This window comes from Rhizobium sp. N324 (assembly GCF_001664485.1).
Lineage (GTDB): Bacteria > Pseudomonadota > Alphaproteobacteria > Rhizobiales > Rhizobiaceae > Rhizobium.
This window is the reverse complement of the sequence record NZ_CP013634.1, coordinates 210180-225402: the sequence shown is the minus strand read 5'-3', so window position 1 is coordinate 225402 and position 15223 is coordinate 210180. Positions and strand designations below refer to the sequence as shown.

Here is a 15223-nt window from a genome sequence, read left to right as displayed (position 1 = left end):
TCAAGCATCCCGGCCGAAGAGGCCCGCGGGCCTGATGAGAAGCACGATCGCCATGATGACGAAAATCACGATGTTGGACGCCTCGGGATAGAAGACCTTGGTCAGGCCCTCGGCGATGCCGAGCACGTAACCGGTGATGATCGCGCCCATGATCGATCCCATGCCGCCGACCACGACCACGGCGAAGACCACAATGATCATGTTCGAGCCCATCAGCGGCGAGACCTGGTAGATCGGGGCCGCCAGCACGCCGGCAAAGGCGGCAAGACCGGCACCCAGCGCATAGGTCAGCGTCAGCAGCACCGGCACATTGACACCGAAGACCTGCACCAGCACGGCGTTTTCGGTAGCGGCGCGCAGATAGGCGCCGAGCTTGGTCTTCTCGATCAGCAGCCATGTGCCGAGGCAGATAACCAGCGAGACGACGACGACCCAGCCGCGATAGATCGGCAGGAACATGAAGCCGAGATTGGCGCCGCCGGCAAGAGCCGCCGGCGTCGCATAAGGCTGGCCGGACGAGCCGTAGAGATAGCGGAAGGTGCCTTCGACCGCGAGCGCCAGCCCGAAGGTGAAGAGCAGGCCGTAAAGCGGATCGAGATCGTAGAGCCGGCGCAGGAACAGCCGCTCGATGATCGCCCCGGCAAAGCCGACGATGACGGGCGCCAGGATCAGCGACGGCCAGTAGCCGATGCCGGCATAGGTCAGCAGCAGATAGGCGACGAAGGCGCCGAGCATATATTGCGCGCCATGGGCGAAGTTGATCACCCTGAGCAGGCCGAAAATGATGGCGAGGCCGAGGCTGAGCAGCGCATAGAAGGAGCCGTTGATCAGGCCGATCAACAGCTGGCCGAGCAGCGCCTGCAGGGGAATGCCGAAGATCATCGTCATCTGGTCATACTCCCAGAACCTTGTGCAGCGTATCCATGCGCTGCGGCAGTTCGCCGACCGGGAATTCCGACACCATCTGCCCATGATCCATCAGATAGAAGCGATCGGCAATACGGCTGGCGAAACGGAAGTTCTGCTCTACGAGCAGGATCGTCATGCCGCGTCCTTTCAGTGTCTGCAGCACCTCGCCGATGCGCTGGACGATGACGGGGGCAAGCCCCTCCGTCGGTTCGTCGAGAATGAGCAGCCGCACTCCGGTGCGCAGGATCCGGGCGATTGCCAGCATCTGCTGCTCGCCGCCGGAAAGTTTGGTGCCGGGGCTGGTGCGGCGCTCGTAGAGATTGGGGAAGAGTTCGTAGATCTCGTCGAGCGTCATGCCGCCCTTCGCCACCACAGGCGGCAGCAGCAGGTTTTCCGACACGGTCAGCGTCGAGAAGATGCCGCGCTCCTCCGGCACGAAGCCGATGCCGCGATGCGCCGTCTTGTGCAGCGGCACCTGCATCATGTCGCTGCCGGCAAAGCTGATCCTGCCCTTGCGGGTCCGCACGATGCCGGTGATGGTGCGCAGCGTCGTCGTCTTGCCGACGCCGTTGCGGCCGAGAATGGTGATCGTCTCGCCTTCGGCCACCCGCATATCGACGCCGTGCAGGATGTGGCTTTCGCCATACCAGGCGTTCAATCCCTGGACTTCGAGGAGATCGGCCATCAATGCTCCTCCGTGCCCATATAGGCGACGCGCACCCGCTCATCCTGGCTGACCGTGGCATAATCGCCCTCGGCAAGAATCTCGCCGCGCTGCAGCACGGTGACATGCTGGCAGATATTGGCGACGACGGAGAGATTGTGCTCGACCATCAGCACCGCCCGGTCGCGGGCGACGTCGCGGATGATCGCCGAGACGACGCCGACATCCTCCAGCCCCATACCGGCCATCGGCTCGTCGAGCAGCAGCACCTTGGGATCGAGCGCCAGCGTCGTGGCGATCTCCAGCACGCGCTTGCGGCCATAGGAAAGATCGGCGGCGATATGATCGCGCTCCTTGGAAAGCCCGACGCTGGCGAGCAACTGCTCGGCCCGCTCGTTCAGCCGATCGAGCGCCGAAAGCGGCCGCCAGAACTGCGTGGAAAGATTGTTCGGCCGCTGCAGCGCCACCCGCACATTGTCGAGAACGGAGAGATGCGGGAAGACCGCCGAGATCTGGAAGGAGCGCACCAGCCCCATGCGCGCCACCTTGTCGGGCGGCGTGTGGGTGATGTCGGTGCCCATCAAGGTGATCGTGCCCGCCGTCGGCTGCAGGAACTTGGTCAGCAGGTTGAAGACCGTGGTCTTGCCGGCGCCGTTCGGGCCGATCAGCGCATGCACGCTGGCGTCATGGACGTCGAGGTCGACGTTCTTGACGGCCGTGAAGCCGCCGAAATCGCGGCGCAGGCCGCGGGCGGACAGCACCACCCGCGGCTTTTCCTGCGTTCCAATCGCGGAAACCGCCATCGCGCTTACTTCACCAGATCGCAGCCGCTCTTGGCGGGATCGATATAGGCTTCCTTGCCGGGAATGGTGGCGAGAACGTTGAAGTAATCCCACGGCTCCTTGCTGTCGGCCGGCTTCTTGACCTGCAGCAGATACATGTCGTGGATCATGCGGCCATTGGCGCCGACCGTGCCGCCGCGGCCGAAGACGTCATCGACCGGCATTTCATGCAGCGTTTTGGCGACGGCTTCCGTCTCGTCGGTGCCGGCCTTCTGCACCGCCTTCAGATATTGCGTCACTGCCGAATAGGTGCCGGTATGGATCATGTTCGGCATCTTGCCGGTGCGGGCGAAGAATTTCTTGGCGAAGGCGCGGCTTTCGTCGTCGCGGTTCCAGTAAAAACCTTCCGTCAGCGTCAACCCTTGAGCCGCCTCGAGGCCGAGGCCATGGACTTCGGCAAGCGTAAAGAGCAGCGCCGCCAGATGCTGGCCGCCCTGGGTAATGCCGAATTCGGCCGCCTGCTTGATGGCGTTCGAGGTATCGAGGCCGGCATTGGCAAGGCCGATCACCTTGGCGCCTGAGGATTGCGCCTGCAGCAGGAAGGACGAGAAATCCTGGGTCGACAGCGGATGGCGGACAGCGCCGACGACCGTGCCGCCGCTCGCCTTGACATAGTCGGTGGTCTGCTGCTCCAGAGAATAGCCGAAGGCATAATCGGCGGTCAGGAAGAACCAGCTGTCGCCGCCCTGCTTGACGAGGGCGCCGCCGGTGCCGACGGCGAGCGCATGGGTGTCGTAGGCCCAGTGGAAGCCGTAGGGCGAGCAGGCCTTGCCGGTCAGATCCGTCGTCGCAGCGCCGGTGACGATGTCGATCTTCTTCTTTTCCTTGGCGATTGCCTGCACGGCGAGCGCCACCGACGAGGTCGTCAATTCCGTGATCGCATCCACCTGCTCGGTGTCGTACCACTGGCGGGCGATGTTGGAGGCGATATCCGGCTTGTTCTGGTGGTCGGCATCGACGATCTCGACCGGAACACCCAGGACTTTGCCGCCGAAATCCTCGACGGCCATCTTGGCGGCTTCGACGGAAGACTTGCCGCCGAAGTCGGCATAAACGCCCGACTGGTCGTTCAGAATGCCGATCTTGACCTTGCCGTCGGTCGCGCTCTGCGCGAGCACCGCCGTGCTGCTCGCCAGCAGAAATGCAACTGATGCAATGAGATTCTTACGCATATTCTCTCCTCCCAGAGATGAGCCAGATTGCGGTTCTGTTCAGATTTGGCCAGCCGCACTCCTCAGAACGGCGGACCCTCTCCTTACGATCACGGAAATTCCGCGTTGAAGCAACGGGTGGTTTACAACTAATTCCAAACAGTATCTGTTCATTTTTGAACAGATGGGGATCGCGATGAACAATCCGCCGCAGTTTACTTGGGACGATCTTCAGTTTTTTCTAGCCGTCGCCCGCACAGGTCAGCTGTCGACGGCAGCCCGGCAGTTGCGCTCCAGTCATGCCACCGTTTCGCGTCGCATCGACCGGCTGGAATTCACCCTCAAGGTCAAGCTGTTCGAGCGCAATCCACGCGGCTATGTGCTGACCGCCATGGGCACCCGTTTCGTCGAGACGGCCGAGAAGATGGAGCAGGAGACCGAGCGGCTGCGCGCCGACCTCGCCGACGGCTCGATGGCGCAGCGCGGCCTCGTGCGCCTCAGCGCGCCAGAGGGGTTCGCCAATTTCTTCTTCGCCACCGTGCTGCACCGGTTCGCCGCCCAGCACCCGCATCTGGCGCTCGAGCTGGTGACGATCCAACAGATCATGTCGCTGTCGCGCAAGGAGGCCGATCTTTCCGTCGTGCTCGACGAGCCGAAGGGCGGGCCTTATTTCGCCGAGAAGCTGACCGATTATCATCTGCAGATCTACGGCTCGCGCGACTATCTGGCAAAGGCGCCCGCGATCACCTGCCGCGAGGACCTGCTTGAGCATCCCTTCGTCAGCTATATCGAGGAAATGATTTTCGCGCCGGGCCTGGATTACCTCAGCGACGTGCATCCGCGCATCAAGCCGCAGTTCCAGAGCTCCAGCATCTTCGCCCAGCTGACCGCCACCCGAAACGGCCTCGGCCTTTGCATCCTGCCCTATTTCTTTGCCAGCCGTTATCCCGAACTGGTGCGGGTGCTGCCCGCGGAGATCGACCTCAAGCGCCAGTACTGGATCACCTGCCATCGCGACTTGAAACAGGCGCCGCGCGTGCGCGCCGTCATCGATTTCCTGCGCGAGGCAGTGCGCGGCGAGGATGCACGCTTCGTGCCGCCCTATGTCACGCCAGCCGGGCCAGCCCGCCGATCGGAAGCCGAGCCCTGACTATGCGAGAAATTCGGCTCGGTGCGGGGTGAAGCTATCGATCAGCCGTCCCTTTTCCAGCGCCTTGACGCCGTGGACGAGATTGGGGGGCACGATGAAGCTGCCGCCCTGCTTGAGCACCTCGGTCCGCCCGTCGATCGTCACCTCGAAACTGCCCTCGGCGACATAGCTTGCCTGAATGTGCGGATGCGAATGGGCAGCACCGACGGCGCCGCTCTCGAAAGCCACCTCCACCATCATCATTTCGGGCAGATAGGTCATGATGCGCCTGGTAACGCCGGGCTCGGGATTGACCCATTCGGCGCCTTCGGCCGATACGAACAGATCGCTTGACGACATTTCCGTCTCCTCGTTCCAGAATCGATCGCCGGCAAAGTGGAGCATGCCGGCGCTTTTGAAAAGATGCCGTACCCGGTCTTTTCGATAAGCCGCCTTCTGTTGACGCGGTCGGCCGGCAGGTCTATGCGACCTTGAGCGAGGCAAGCCTGAATCGTGGGTGAGGAGACGCCGACATGCAGCATACGCGCGAGGTTTTCGACTGGGCCGATCCGTTCCGCCTAGTGGAGCAACTGACCGACGAGGAGCGCATGGTGCAGGATACGGCCCATGCCTATGCCCAGGAAAAGCTGGCGCCCCGCGTTCTCGACGCCTTCCGCAACGAAAAGACCGATCCCGCAATCTTCCGCGAAATGGGCGACCTCGGCCTGCTCGGCCCGACGATCTCGCCCGATTACGGCGGCGCCGGCCTCGGTTATACCGCCTACGGCCTGATCGCCCGCGAGGTCGAGCGGGTCGACAGCGGCTATCGTTCGATGATGAGCGTGCAGTCCTCGCTGGTGATGGTGCCGATCGACACCTTCGGGTCTGAGGCGCAGAAGCTGAAATATCTGCCGAAACTCGCCAGCGGCGAATGGATCGGCTGCTTCGGCCTGACCGAACCCGATCACGGCTCCGACCCCGGCTCGATGGCGACGCGCGCCAAAAAGGTCGAGGGTGGCTACAGCCTCGCCGGCTCGAAGACCTGGATCTCGAACGCCCCGATCGCCGATGTCTTCGTCGTTTGGGCCAAGACCGAGGACGGGCTCATCCGCGGCTTCATCCTTGAAAAGGGCTGGAAGGGGCTTTCGGCCCCCGCCATCCACGGCAAGGTGGGATTGCGCGCCTCGATCACCGGTGAAGTGGTGATGGACGGGGTCTTCGTGCCCGAGGAAAATCTTCTGCCCAATGTTACCGGTCTCAAGGGGCCGTTCACCTGCCTCAACTCCGCCCGCTTCGGCATCGCCTGGGGCGCGCTGGGGGCCGCCGAGGATTGTTATTCCAGGGCACGGCAATATACGCTGGAGCGCAAGCAGTTCGGCCGGCCGCTCGCCGCCAACCAGCTGATCCAGAGGAAGCTTGCCGACATGGCGGCGGAAATCTCGCTCGGCCTGCAGGGCTGCCTGCGGCTCGGCCGCATGAAGGAGGAAGGCCATCCGCCGGTGGAGCTGACCTCGATCCTCAAGCGCAACAGCTGCGGCAAGGCACTGGAGATTGCGCGCGCGGCCCGCGACATGCTCGGCGGCAACGGCATCTCCGACGAATTCGGCATCGCCCGCCATCTCGTCAACCTCGAAGTGGTCAACACCTATGAGGGCACGCACGACATCCATGCGCTGATCATCGGCCGGGCCATCACGGGCATTGCCGCCTTTGCGAACTAAACCATCGGTTCGGCAGGACGAATTGCCACGCGCCTGACAATGTGCAACCTTCCCTCTGGCGGCACGAAGCCGGCAATGAGGGGGATCACGCATGTTTCTGCTTCTTGCATTGCTGATCGGCGTCATCTCCGGCCTTCGCACCATGACGGCGCCTGCCGCCGTCGCCTGGGGCGCAGCGCTCGGCTGGTTCGACATCTCGCAGACGCAGCTTGCCTTCATGGGGTACCGGTGGACGCCGTGGATCTTCACCGTTCTCGCCATCATCGAACTGGTCGCCGACCAGTTGCCGACCACTCCGTCGCGCAAAGTGCCGATTCAGTTTTCCGCCCGCATCGTTTCGGGGGCGCTGTCGGGTGCTGCGATCGGTGCCGCCAGCAGCCTGCTGTTCGGCGGGCTGATTGCCGGCGTGATCGGCGCCGTCATCGGCACCTATGGTGGCGCAGCGCTGCGCGCCAGGCTCGCCGCCTCCTTCGGCAGGGACCTGCCGGCCGCCCTCATCGAGGATGCCGTCGCCGTCATCGGCGCGGTGCTGATCGTGGGGGCCGTGTCATGAAGAGCTTCGACGCCATCGTCATCGGCGGCGGCCAGGCCGGCCCGTCGCTTGCCGCCCGCATGGTCGAAAAGGGCATGAAGGTGGCGCTGATCGAGCGCAAATTCCTCGGCGGCACCTGCGTCAATGCCGGCTGCATGCCGACGAAGACGCTGGTCGCCAGCGCCCGCGCCGCCCATGTCGCCAGAAACGGCGCCGCGTATGGCGTCAATATCCCCGGTGAAATCGCCATCGACATGAAGGTGGTCAGAGCCCGCGCCGAAACGGTGACCATGAACGCCCGCAACGGCCTGATCGGCTGGCTTGGCGGCATGGACGGCATGAGCGTGATCTACGGCCATGCCCGGTTCGAGGGTCCGAGGACCGTCAGTGTCAACGGCGAGACGCTGACGGCGCCGCGCATCTTTCTCAATGTCGGCGCGCGGCCGGTCATTCCCGAACTGCCGGGTATCGCCGATGTCGACTATCTCACCAGCACCTCGATCATCCATCTCGACACGCTGCCGCGGCATCTGGCGGTGATCGGCGGCAGTTATATCGGGCTGGAATTCGCGCAGATGTATCGCCGCTTCGGCGCCGAAGTCAGCGTCATCGAGCACGGCCCGAAGCTCGCCTCGCGCGAGGACGAGGATATATCCGATGCGATCGCCGATATCCTGCGCGCCGAAGGCATCGGCGTGCACACCGACGCCGGCAACATTGCCTTCGCCAAGAACGGCAATGGGGTCAGCGTCACCGCCGGCGCAGCAGCGATCGATGCGAGCCATGTGCTGATCGCCACCGGCCGCAAGCCGAACACCGACGATCTCGGCCTCGATGCCGCCGGCGTCGCCACCGACAAGCGCGGCTTCATCACGGTCGATGACAGGCTCGCCACCAATGTCGAGGGCATCTGGGCGCTCGGCGACTGCAACGGCCACGGAGCCTTCACCCACACCTCCTACAATGATTTCGAGATCGCCGCCGCTAACCTGCTCGATGGCGACGACCGCAAGGTCTCAAGCCGCATTCCCGCCTATGCGCTCTATATCGATCCGCCGCTCGGCCGCGTCGGGATGACGGAGAAGCAGGCGCGAGAGTCGGGACGCAGGATCATGGTCTCGACCCGGCCGATGAGCCGCGTCGGTCGCGCCACCGAGCGCGGCGAGACCAAGGGCTTTATGAAGGTGATTGCCGATGCCGAGACCAAGCAGATCCTCGGCGCCGCGATCTTGGGCATCGAAGGCGACGAGGTGATCCATGGGCTTGTCGACGCGATGAATGCGGGCACGACCTATCCCGCCTTGCAATGGGCGGTGCCGATCCATCCGACGGTGTCGGAGCTGATCCCGACGCTGCTTGGCGATCTGAAGCCGGCCCAGCCGTGACCTGACCTCGGGAAGAGCTGGAGGCGAACCCCGCGTGTCCATCGAACTGCTGATCGAAAATTACGGCTTGCTGGCGATCTTTCTGGGCGCCGCCTTCGAAGGCGAAACGGCCGCCTTCCTCGGCGGCGTGATTTCCCACCGCGGGCTGCTGCCCTATTGGTCGGCGTCGCTTGCGGCCACGGCTGGATCTTTCGCCGGCGATCAACTGTGGTTCTTCGCCGGCCGCTACGCGGCCCGATGGAGGCTCGTGCAGCGGCTGATGGAAAAGCCGGCGCTCGCCCGCGTTACCGAACTTTTGGAAAAATATCCGACAGGCTTCATCCTCGCCTTTCGTTTCCTTGTGGGGTTGCGCACGATCAGCCCTGTCGTCATCGGAACGACGCGGATACCGACCGGAAAATTCGTCGTCCTGAATGCCGCAGCCGCGCTGGTCTGGGGACAGCTTTTCACCGCGCTCGGCTATTTGTTCGGGCACGGCATCGAGCAGATATTAGGTCACCTTTCCCTTCACCGCCATCTGCTGATTGCCATCGCAGCCGCGGCTGTCGTCACGGCCGCGGCTCTGGCCTTTCGCAAGATGAGACCGAGCGCTGGGCATTCGTAGTTGCGCTGTGGCGCTATTCCATCACGATCTGCAGCTTCACGTCGCTCGGCCGCGCCTCGACGGCGCGATCGAAGGCCTTGATCGAATCTGCGAATGTGAAAGTCTCGGATATCAGCGGCTTCAGGTCGACGCGGCCGGATGCCAAGAGCGCGATCGAGCGCTCGTACTGATGCGCATAGCGGAACACCGTCTCGATGCGGATCTCCTTGGTCGATGCCGTCGAGACGTCGAAACCGATAGGGTTGACCGGCAGGCCGACGGCGACGATGACGCCACCCGGGCGCGGCAGCGCCATGATCGTCTCCCAGGCCTTCGGCGAGCCGGAGCATTCGAAGACGACATCGGCGCCCCAGCCGTCGGTCAGCCGGCCCACCTCTTCGGTGAGGTTCATCTCGCGGATATTGATTGGGATGACGCCCTGGTACTGCGCGGCTATATCGAGCTTCGGCTGGGCGAGATCGGCGACGATCGCCCGGGCGCAGCCGCCGGCCAGCGCCGCGATCGCCACCATCGTGCCGATCGGCCCGGCGCCGAGAACGACGGCGGTATCCCCAGGCGTAATCTTCGCCTTGGTGGCCGCCTGCATGCCGACGGCGAAGGGCTCGACCATGGCGCCTTCGGCAAAGCTGACATTATCGGGCAGCTTGAACGTATAATTGGCGGGATGCACGACCTCAGGCGTCAGCACCCCGTGGATCGGCGGCGTCGCCCAGAAGGTCACGGCCGGGTCGACATTGTACATACCGAGCCGGCTTGCCTTGGAATTCGGGTCGGGAATGCCGGGTTCCATGCAGACGCGGTCGCCGACTTTCAGATGCGTCACGTCAGCTCCGACTTCGACCACCGTGCCGGCCGCCTCATGGCCGAGCACCATCGGCGCGTTGACGATGAAGGGACCGATCTTTCCATGCGTGTAATAATGGACATCGGAACCGCAGACACCGACCGTGTGAATCCTGATTTTCACCTCGCCGGGGCCGGTTTCGAGCGGCAGATCGATATCGCGAAGCGCAAGCTCATGCTGGCGCTCCAGCACCAGCGCACGGACTTTGGTCATGATCGGTTTCCTTCCCTATTGCCCCGCGGTTCATCGCGTGCCGTTGGACGCGACTATAAGACCGGAAGGGGCGGCAATTCAATCGTTGAGATCAAGCTTTTGCTCAACATGCGATGAAATGCCCATTTTCCGTAATCCGAAAGATTTGCCTTCCAAGACCTCTGTATGATTCCAGCCGAGGCCGCAGGGGAGTACATTCTCCATTCGAGATCCCGGCCATGAGGACAGGCAGAGAACGATGAAGAACCATCATGATAATGCCGGCGGAAATCGGTCCTACGGTCCGACGAAATCAAGCTCATTACGGCGATTCTGGCGCAGGCTTGTGGATCTGATCGCCGCGCTGCCGGAAAGTCCACGGCCGCGGCCGGCGCGCGTTATCGCAAAAACTAGGGATCGAAATCCTCCCCCACCGCGTTAATAATAATACGTCGGCATGACGTCACGGAAGCATGATGGCTCCGGGCACATGCGGGTCGGCACGATAGGGAAGACCATCATGAAGTCGATCGCGTCATTCTGTCTGTTCGTCTCCCTTCTCTTCATCGCAAGTGAGGCGTCTGCGGCCCTGGAACAAGCCTCTCTTCCGCCGCAGGAGCAGGAAGAAAGGCTGGCGCCGGCCAACCTCGAGCTCACCTTCACCGGCCCTGTCGATCTTGCCCGCTCGACGGCCGTCCTGCTGGATGCCCAGGGCATGGCGGTTCCCACAGGCAAGCCATTTCTCTCCGGTCCTGAAGGATCGATTTTCAAGGTCCCGCTCGACCCCGCCATGGCGCCCGGCTTCTATACGATCGACTGGCGCGTCCTCTCGATGGACGGCCGCAGCGCCGAAGGCCAGTACCGGTTCCGGATCGATCCTTAGAGCATGTCGCGCAAAAGTGTGCAGCGGTTTTGCCAGGCAAAGCGCGAAGCGCTTTTGCCGCGACGACATGCGTAAAAACAAAGGGCTCGCTGCAAAGCATTTATAAGATTTTTATATTGACGGCTCCTTGCCCGTCTCGAACCTTTATGCCCTTCGGCTCCATATTCATGCCCGAGAGATCGAACGATCATCTCCACGCCAGAAAGCATGAAAGGCGCCCCTCCCGGGTCGCGCCCTTTGTCTTGTCTGACTCCAACAAGAACAACAGGAGTCACGATCATGATGGATATCATTCTGCTTGGCACCGCGATCCTATTTTTCGCGCTGTGCCTTGCCTACACCAGAGCCTGCGACAGGCTTTGACGGAGAAACGACGATGACCCTCGATTATGTCTTGAGCGGTGCCGTGACCGTGTTTCTCACCGTCTACCTCACCTACGCTCTGCTTCGCCCGGAACGCTTCTGAAGAGAACTGGTGCTTCTGAGCTCGCGCAGGCGCGACCGGGCAGCAGCCGGTATTGAAAGTTTACCTCCATGACCCTCAACGGATGGCTTCAGATCCTGCTTTATTGCGGGATTGTCCTCGTGCTCGTCAAACCGCTCGGCGGTTACATGACGCGTGTCTTCAGCGGCGAGCGCACATTCCTCTCACCCGTCCTCGTTCCGGTCGAACGCGGACTTTACCGCATGGCCGGCATCAGCAAAGGCGAGGAGCAGCATTGGACCTCCTATGCCTTCGCCATGCTGCTTTTCAACCTGCTCGGCGTCGTCGCGCTTTATGCGCTGCAGCGTCTGCAAGGCATCCTTCCCTATAATCCAGCCGGCATGGCGGCCGTTCCGCCGGAACTTTCCTTCAACACCGCCGTCAGTTTCGTCAGCAATACGAACTGGCAGAACTACGGCGGCGAAAGCACCATGTCCTACCTCACCCAGATGGCCGGCTTCACGGTGCAGAACTTTCTGTCCGCCGCGACCGGCATGGCCATCGCACTCGCCTTCATCCGCGCCTTCGCGCGCACCTCGGGCAAGGCCATCGGCAATTTCTGGGTCGATATGACGAGGGCGACCTTCTACATCCTGCTGCCGATCTCAATCGTGCTGACGCTCGTCTATGTCTATCTCGGCGTACCGCAGACGCTTGGAGCCTATGTCAATGCGACGACGCTTGAAGGCGCGCAGCAGACGATCGCCGTCGGCCCCGTCGCCTCGCAGCTTGCGATCAAGATGCTCGGCACCAATGGCGGCGGCTTCTTCAACGCCAACTCCGCCCATCCCTTCGAAAACCCCGATGCGATCTCCAACCTCATCCAGATGGTTTCGATCTTCGCGATCGGCGCGGCGCTGACCAACGTCTTCGGCCGTATGGTCGGCAATCAGCGCCAGGGCTGGGCGATCCTCGCCACGATGGGCGTGCTGTTCCTCGCCGGCGTCATCGTTACGTATTGGGCGGAAGCGGCCGGCAACCCGCTGATGCACGCCTTCGGTCTTGGCGGCGGCAACATGGAGGGCAAGGAAGTCCGTTTCGGCGTCGCCCTCTCCTCGCTCTTTGCCGTCATCACCACCGCCGCCTCCTGCGGCGCGGTCAATGCCATGCACGGCTCGTTCACCGCGCTCGGCGGCCTTATTCCGCTGATCAACATGCAGCTCGGCGAGATCATCGTCGGCGGGGTCGGCGCCGGCTTCTACGGCATCCTGCTGTTCATCATCGTCGCCGTCTTCGTTGCCGGCCTGATGGTCGGCCGCACGCCGGAATATCTCGGCAAGAAGATCGAGGCGAAGGAAATGAAAATGGCCGTTCTCGCCATCCTCTGCCTGCCGCTCGCCATGCTGGTTTTCACCGCGCTCGCCACGGTGCTGCCCTCCGCCGTCGCTTCGGTGGGAACGGCCGGCCCGCACGGTTTCTCCGAAATCCTCTATGCCTATACCTCGGCTGCGGCCAATAACGGCTCGGCTTTCGGCGGCCTGACGGGCAATACGCCCTGGTACAACATCACCCTCGGCATCGGCATGCTCGCCGGCCGCTTCCTGGTCATCATCCCGGCGCTTGCCATCGCCGGCTCGCTGATCGGCAAGAAAACGGTCCCGGCCTCGGCAGGCACCTTTCCCACCGACGGCCCGCTCTTCGCCGGCCTGCTCGTCGGCACCATCCTGATCGTCGGCGGCCTGACCTTCTTCCCGGCCCTGGCGCTCGGCCCCATCGTCGAGCACCTGGTGATGATCGCCGGGCAAACCTTCTGAGGCGATGCCGTGACCCTGCGTCGCCGGGGTCCTTCGCCATCCTCTTTCCAAGCTGGAGTCTCTTATGAGCCAGGCAAAATCCGCGAGCATCATGGATTCTCGCATCCTCATTCCCGCCGTGGGCGCCGCTTTCAAGAAGCTCGACCCGCGCGCGCTCGCCAGAAATCCGGTCATGTTCGTCGTCGCCACGGTCTCGGTGCTGACCACTGTGCTCTTCCTGCGCGACCTCGTGGCCGGCAACGGCAATCTCGGCTTCTCCTTCCAGATCAATCTCTGGCTCTGGTTCACCGTGCTGTTTGCCAATTTGGCCGAGGCCGTCGCCGAAGGCCGCGGCAAGGCGCAGGCAGATTCGCTGCGTAAGGCGCGCACCGAAACCCAGGCCAAGCTCTTGACCGGCAACAACGGCACCGACTACCGCATGGTGGCGGGCACCAGCCTGAAGGTCGGCGACATCGTGCTCGTCGAAGCCGGCGACATCATCCCGTCGGACGGTGAAGTCGTCGAAGGGGTCGCCTCGGTCGATGAGGCGGCGATAACAGGCGAATCCGCCCCGGTCATCCGCGAATCCGGCGGCGACCGCTCGGCAGTCACCGGCGGCACCCAGGTGCTGTCCGACTGGATCCGCGTCCGCATTACCGCGGCGGCCGGCTCGACCTTCATCGACCGGATGATCGCGCTGGTCGAAGGTGCGGAGCGCCAGAAGACGCCGAACGAGATCGCGCTCAACATCCTGCTGGCCGGCATGACGCTGATCTTCGTGCTCGCCACCGCGACGATCCCGAGCTTTGCCATCTATGCCGGCGGCTCGATCCCGATCATCGTGCTCGTCGCCCTCTTCGTCACCCTGATCCCGACGACCATAGGCGCGCTATTGTCGGCGATCGGCATTGCCGGCATGGACCGCCTCGTCCGCTTCAACGTGCTGGCCATGTCCGGCCGGGCCGTCGAGGCCGCCGGCGACGTCGACACGCTGCTGCTCGACAAAACAGGCACGATCACGCTCGGCAATCGCCAGGCGACGAGCTTCCGCCCGGTGCGCGGCGTGTCCGAACAGGATCTTGCCGACGCCGCCCAGCTTGCCTCGCTGGCCGACGAGACGCCTGAGGGACGTTCCATCGTCGTGCTCGCCAAGGAGAAATATGCGATCCGCGGCCGCGACATGGCGAGCCTCAAGGCGACTTTCGTGCCCTTCACCGCCCAGAGCCGCATGAGCGGCGTCGATCTTGAAGGCGCCTCCATCCGCAAGGGTGCGGTCGATGCCGTGCTGACCTATGTCAATGGCGACGCGCCTTCGAAAAACGGCAGCGAGGTCGTGCGCGAACTGCAGTCGATCGCCGACGAGGTCGCCAAATCGGGCGGCACGCCGCTCGCCGTCGCTCGCGACGGCCGGCTGCTCGGCATCATCCAGCTGAAGGATATCGTCAAGGGTGGCATCCGCGAACGCTTCACGGAGCTGCGCCGCATGGGCATCCGCACCGTGATGATCACGGGCGACAACCCGCTGACGGCAGCCGCCATCGCCGCCGAAGCCGGCGTCGACGATTTCCTCGCTCAGGCGACGCCGGAGATGAAGCTGGCGCTAATGCGCGAGGAACAGGCCAAGGGCAAGCTGGTCGCCATGTGCGGCGACGGCACCAACGATGCGCCCGCACTTGCCCAGGCCGATGTCGGCGTCGCGATGAACACCGGCACGGTCGCTGCCCGCGAGGCCGGCAACATGGTCGATCTCGACAGCGATCCGACCAAGCTCATCGAGATCGTCGAGATCGGCAAGCAGCTGCTGATGACACGCGGCGCCCTGACGACCTTCTCGATCGCCAACGACATCGCCAAATACTTCGCCATCATCCCGGCGATGTTCCTGACCTTCTATCCGCAGCTCGGCGTGCTCAACGTCATGGGACTGTCGACGCCGCAAAGCGCCATCCTCTCGGCGATCATCTTCAACGCATTGATCATCATCGCACTGATCCCGCTATCGCTGAAGGGCGTGCGCTACCGTCCGATCGGCGCCGGCGCGCTCTTGTCGCGCAACCTGCTGATCTACGGCCTCGGCGGCATCATCGTGCCCTTCATCGGAATCAAGGCGATCGACCTGGCCGTCGCGGCCCTCGGCCTCGCTTAAAGGA

Annotated in this window: 15 protein-coding genes; 9 read left to right on the top strand and 6 right to left on the bottom strand. The window is 63.2% G+C overall.

Translation table 11 applies throughout. The features are described 5' to 3' along the window. The 4 genes from AMK05_RS28675 to AMK05_RS28660 are packed head-to-tail and all read right to left on the bottom strand — an operon-like array spanning nucleotide 1 to nucleotide 3587. Entirely contained in the window at nucleotides 1–888 is an 888-nt protein-coding gene (locus tag AMK05_RS28675) for a branched-chain amino acid ABC transporter permease (RefSeq protein ID WP_004678056.1), read from the bottom strand. A 4-nt stretch (nucleotides 889–892) separates the two neighbouring features. Next, entirely contained in the window at nucleotides 893–1594 is a 702-nt protein-coding gene (locus tag AMK05_RS28670; RefSeq protein WP_064819884.1) for an ABC transporter ATP-binding protein, read from the bottom strand. Then, entirely contained in the window at nucleotides 1594–2376 is a 783-nt protein-coding gene (locus tag AMK05_RS28665; RefSeq protein WP_064843326.1) for an ABC transporter ATP-binding protein, read from the bottom strand. Before AMK05_RS28665 ends, AMK05_RS28670 begins: the two co-directional genes overlap by 1 nt. 5 nt (nucleotides 2377–2381) lie before the next feature. Beyond that, the gene (locus tag AMK05_RS28660; RefSeq protein WP_064843324.1) at nucleotides 2382–3587 is read right to left on the bottom strand and encodes an ABC transporter substrate-binding protein; all 1206 of its coding nucleotides are present in this window, start codon (nucleotides 3585–3587) and stop codon (nucleotides 2382–2384) included. Between the two features lie 175 nt (nucleotides 3588–3762). Between AMK05_RS28660 and AMK05_RS28655 the strand changes: the two genes are divergently transcribed. Further along, nucleotides 3763–4716, top strand: coding sequence for a LysR family transcriptional regulator (locus tag AMK05_RS28655; protein ID WP_064843835.1), 954 nt, complete (start codon nucleotides 3763–3765; stop codon nucleotides 4714–4716). Here AMK05_RS28655 and AMK05_RS28650 read toward each other — a convergent pair whose 3' ends face one another. Next, complete coding sequence (locus AMK05_RS28650; RefSeq protein ID WP_064843834.1) at nucleotides 4717–5055, bottom strand: cupin domain-containing protein; 339 nt, start codon at nucleotides 5053–5055, stop codon at nucleotides 4717–4719. It abuts the gene before it with no gap. Nucleotides 5056–5228: 173 nt separating this feature from the next. On the opposite strand from AMK05_RS28650, the gene AMK05_RS28645 reads away from it, so the two are divergent. The 4 genes from AMK05_RS28645 (at nucleotide 5229) to AMK05_RS28630 (ending at nucleotide 8937) form a co-directional block, all read left to right on the top strand. Then, the gene (locus AMK05_RS28645; RefSeq protein ID WP_064843321.1) at nucleotides 5229–6416 is read left to right on the top strand and encodes an acyl-CoA dehydrogenase; all 1188 of its coding nucleotides are present in this window, start codon (nucleotides 5229–5231) and stop codon (nucleotides 6414–6416) included. 91 nt (nucleotides 6417–6507) lie between these two features. Beyond that, nucleotides 6508–6969 carry a DUF4126 family protein gene (locus tag AMK05_RS28640; protein WP_064843319.1) on the top strand — a complete coding sequence of 154 codons (462 nt, stop codon included), beginning with the start codon at nucleotides 6508–6510 and terminating at the stop codon, nucleotides 6967–6969. Then, complete coding sequence (locus AMK05_RS28635) at nucleotides 6966–8333, top strand: FAD-containing oxidoreductase (RefSeq protein WP_064843316.1); 1368 nt, start codon at nucleotides 6966–6968, stop codon at nucleotides 8331–8333. Before AMK05_RS28640 ends, AMK05_RS28635 begins: the two co-directional genes overlap by 4 nt. A 34-nt stretch (nucleotides 8334–8367) precedes the next feature. Further along, nucleotides 8368–8937 carry a DedA family protein gene (locus AMK05_RS28630; protein WP_064843313.1) on the top strand — a complete coding sequence of 190 codons (570 nt, stop codon included), beginning with the start codon at nucleotides 8368–8370 and terminating at the stop codon, nucleotides 8935–8937. A 13-nt stretch (nucleotides 8938–8950) separates the two neighbouring features. Here AMK05_RS28630 and AMK05_RS28625 read toward each other — a convergent pair whose 3' ends face one another. Then, nucleotides 8951–9994: an NAD(P)-dependent alcohol dehydrogenase gene (locus AMK05_RS28625; RefSeq protein WP_064843311.1), complete on the bottom strand. Its 1044-nt coding sequence runs from the start codon at nucleotides 9992–9994 to the stop codon at nucleotides 8951–8953. 499 nt (nucleotides 9995–10493) lie between these two features. Between AMK05_RS28625 and AMK05_RS28620 the strand changes: the two genes are divergently transcribed. From AMK05_RS28620 to kdpB, 4 genes are all read left to right on the top strand, one after another. Next, a complete protein-coding gene (locus AMK05_RS28620) occupies nucleotides 10494–10856 on the top strand; it encodes a copper resistance CopC family protein (protein ID WP_064843309.1) in 363 nt (120 codons plus the stop codon). Nucleotides 10857–11232: 376 nt separating this feature from the next. Next, nucleotides 11233–11322: a K(+)-transporting ATPase subunit F gene (locus AMK05_RS28615; RefSeq protein ID WP_003547774.1), complete on the top strand. Its 90-nt coding sequence runs from the start codon at nucleotides 11233–11235 to the stop codon at nucleotides 11320–11322. Nucleotides 11323–11390: 68 nt separating this feature from the next. After that, entirely contained in the window at nucleotides 11391–13094 is a 1704-nt protein-coding gene (gene kdpA, locus AMK05_RS28610; RefSeq protein ID WP_064843307.1) for a potassium-transporting ATPase subunit KdpA, read from the top strand. A 64-nt stretch (nucleotides 13095–13158) separates the two neighbouring features. Continuing rightward, the gene (gene kdpB, locus AMK05_RS28605) at nucleotides 13159–15219 is read left to right on the top strand and encodes a potassium-transporting ATPase subunit KdpB (RefSeq protein ID WP_064843305.1); all 2061 of its coding nucleotides are present in this window, start codon (nucleotides 13159–13161) and stop codon (nucleotides 15217–15219) included. Nucleotides 15220–15223: the final 4 nt, after the last annotated feature.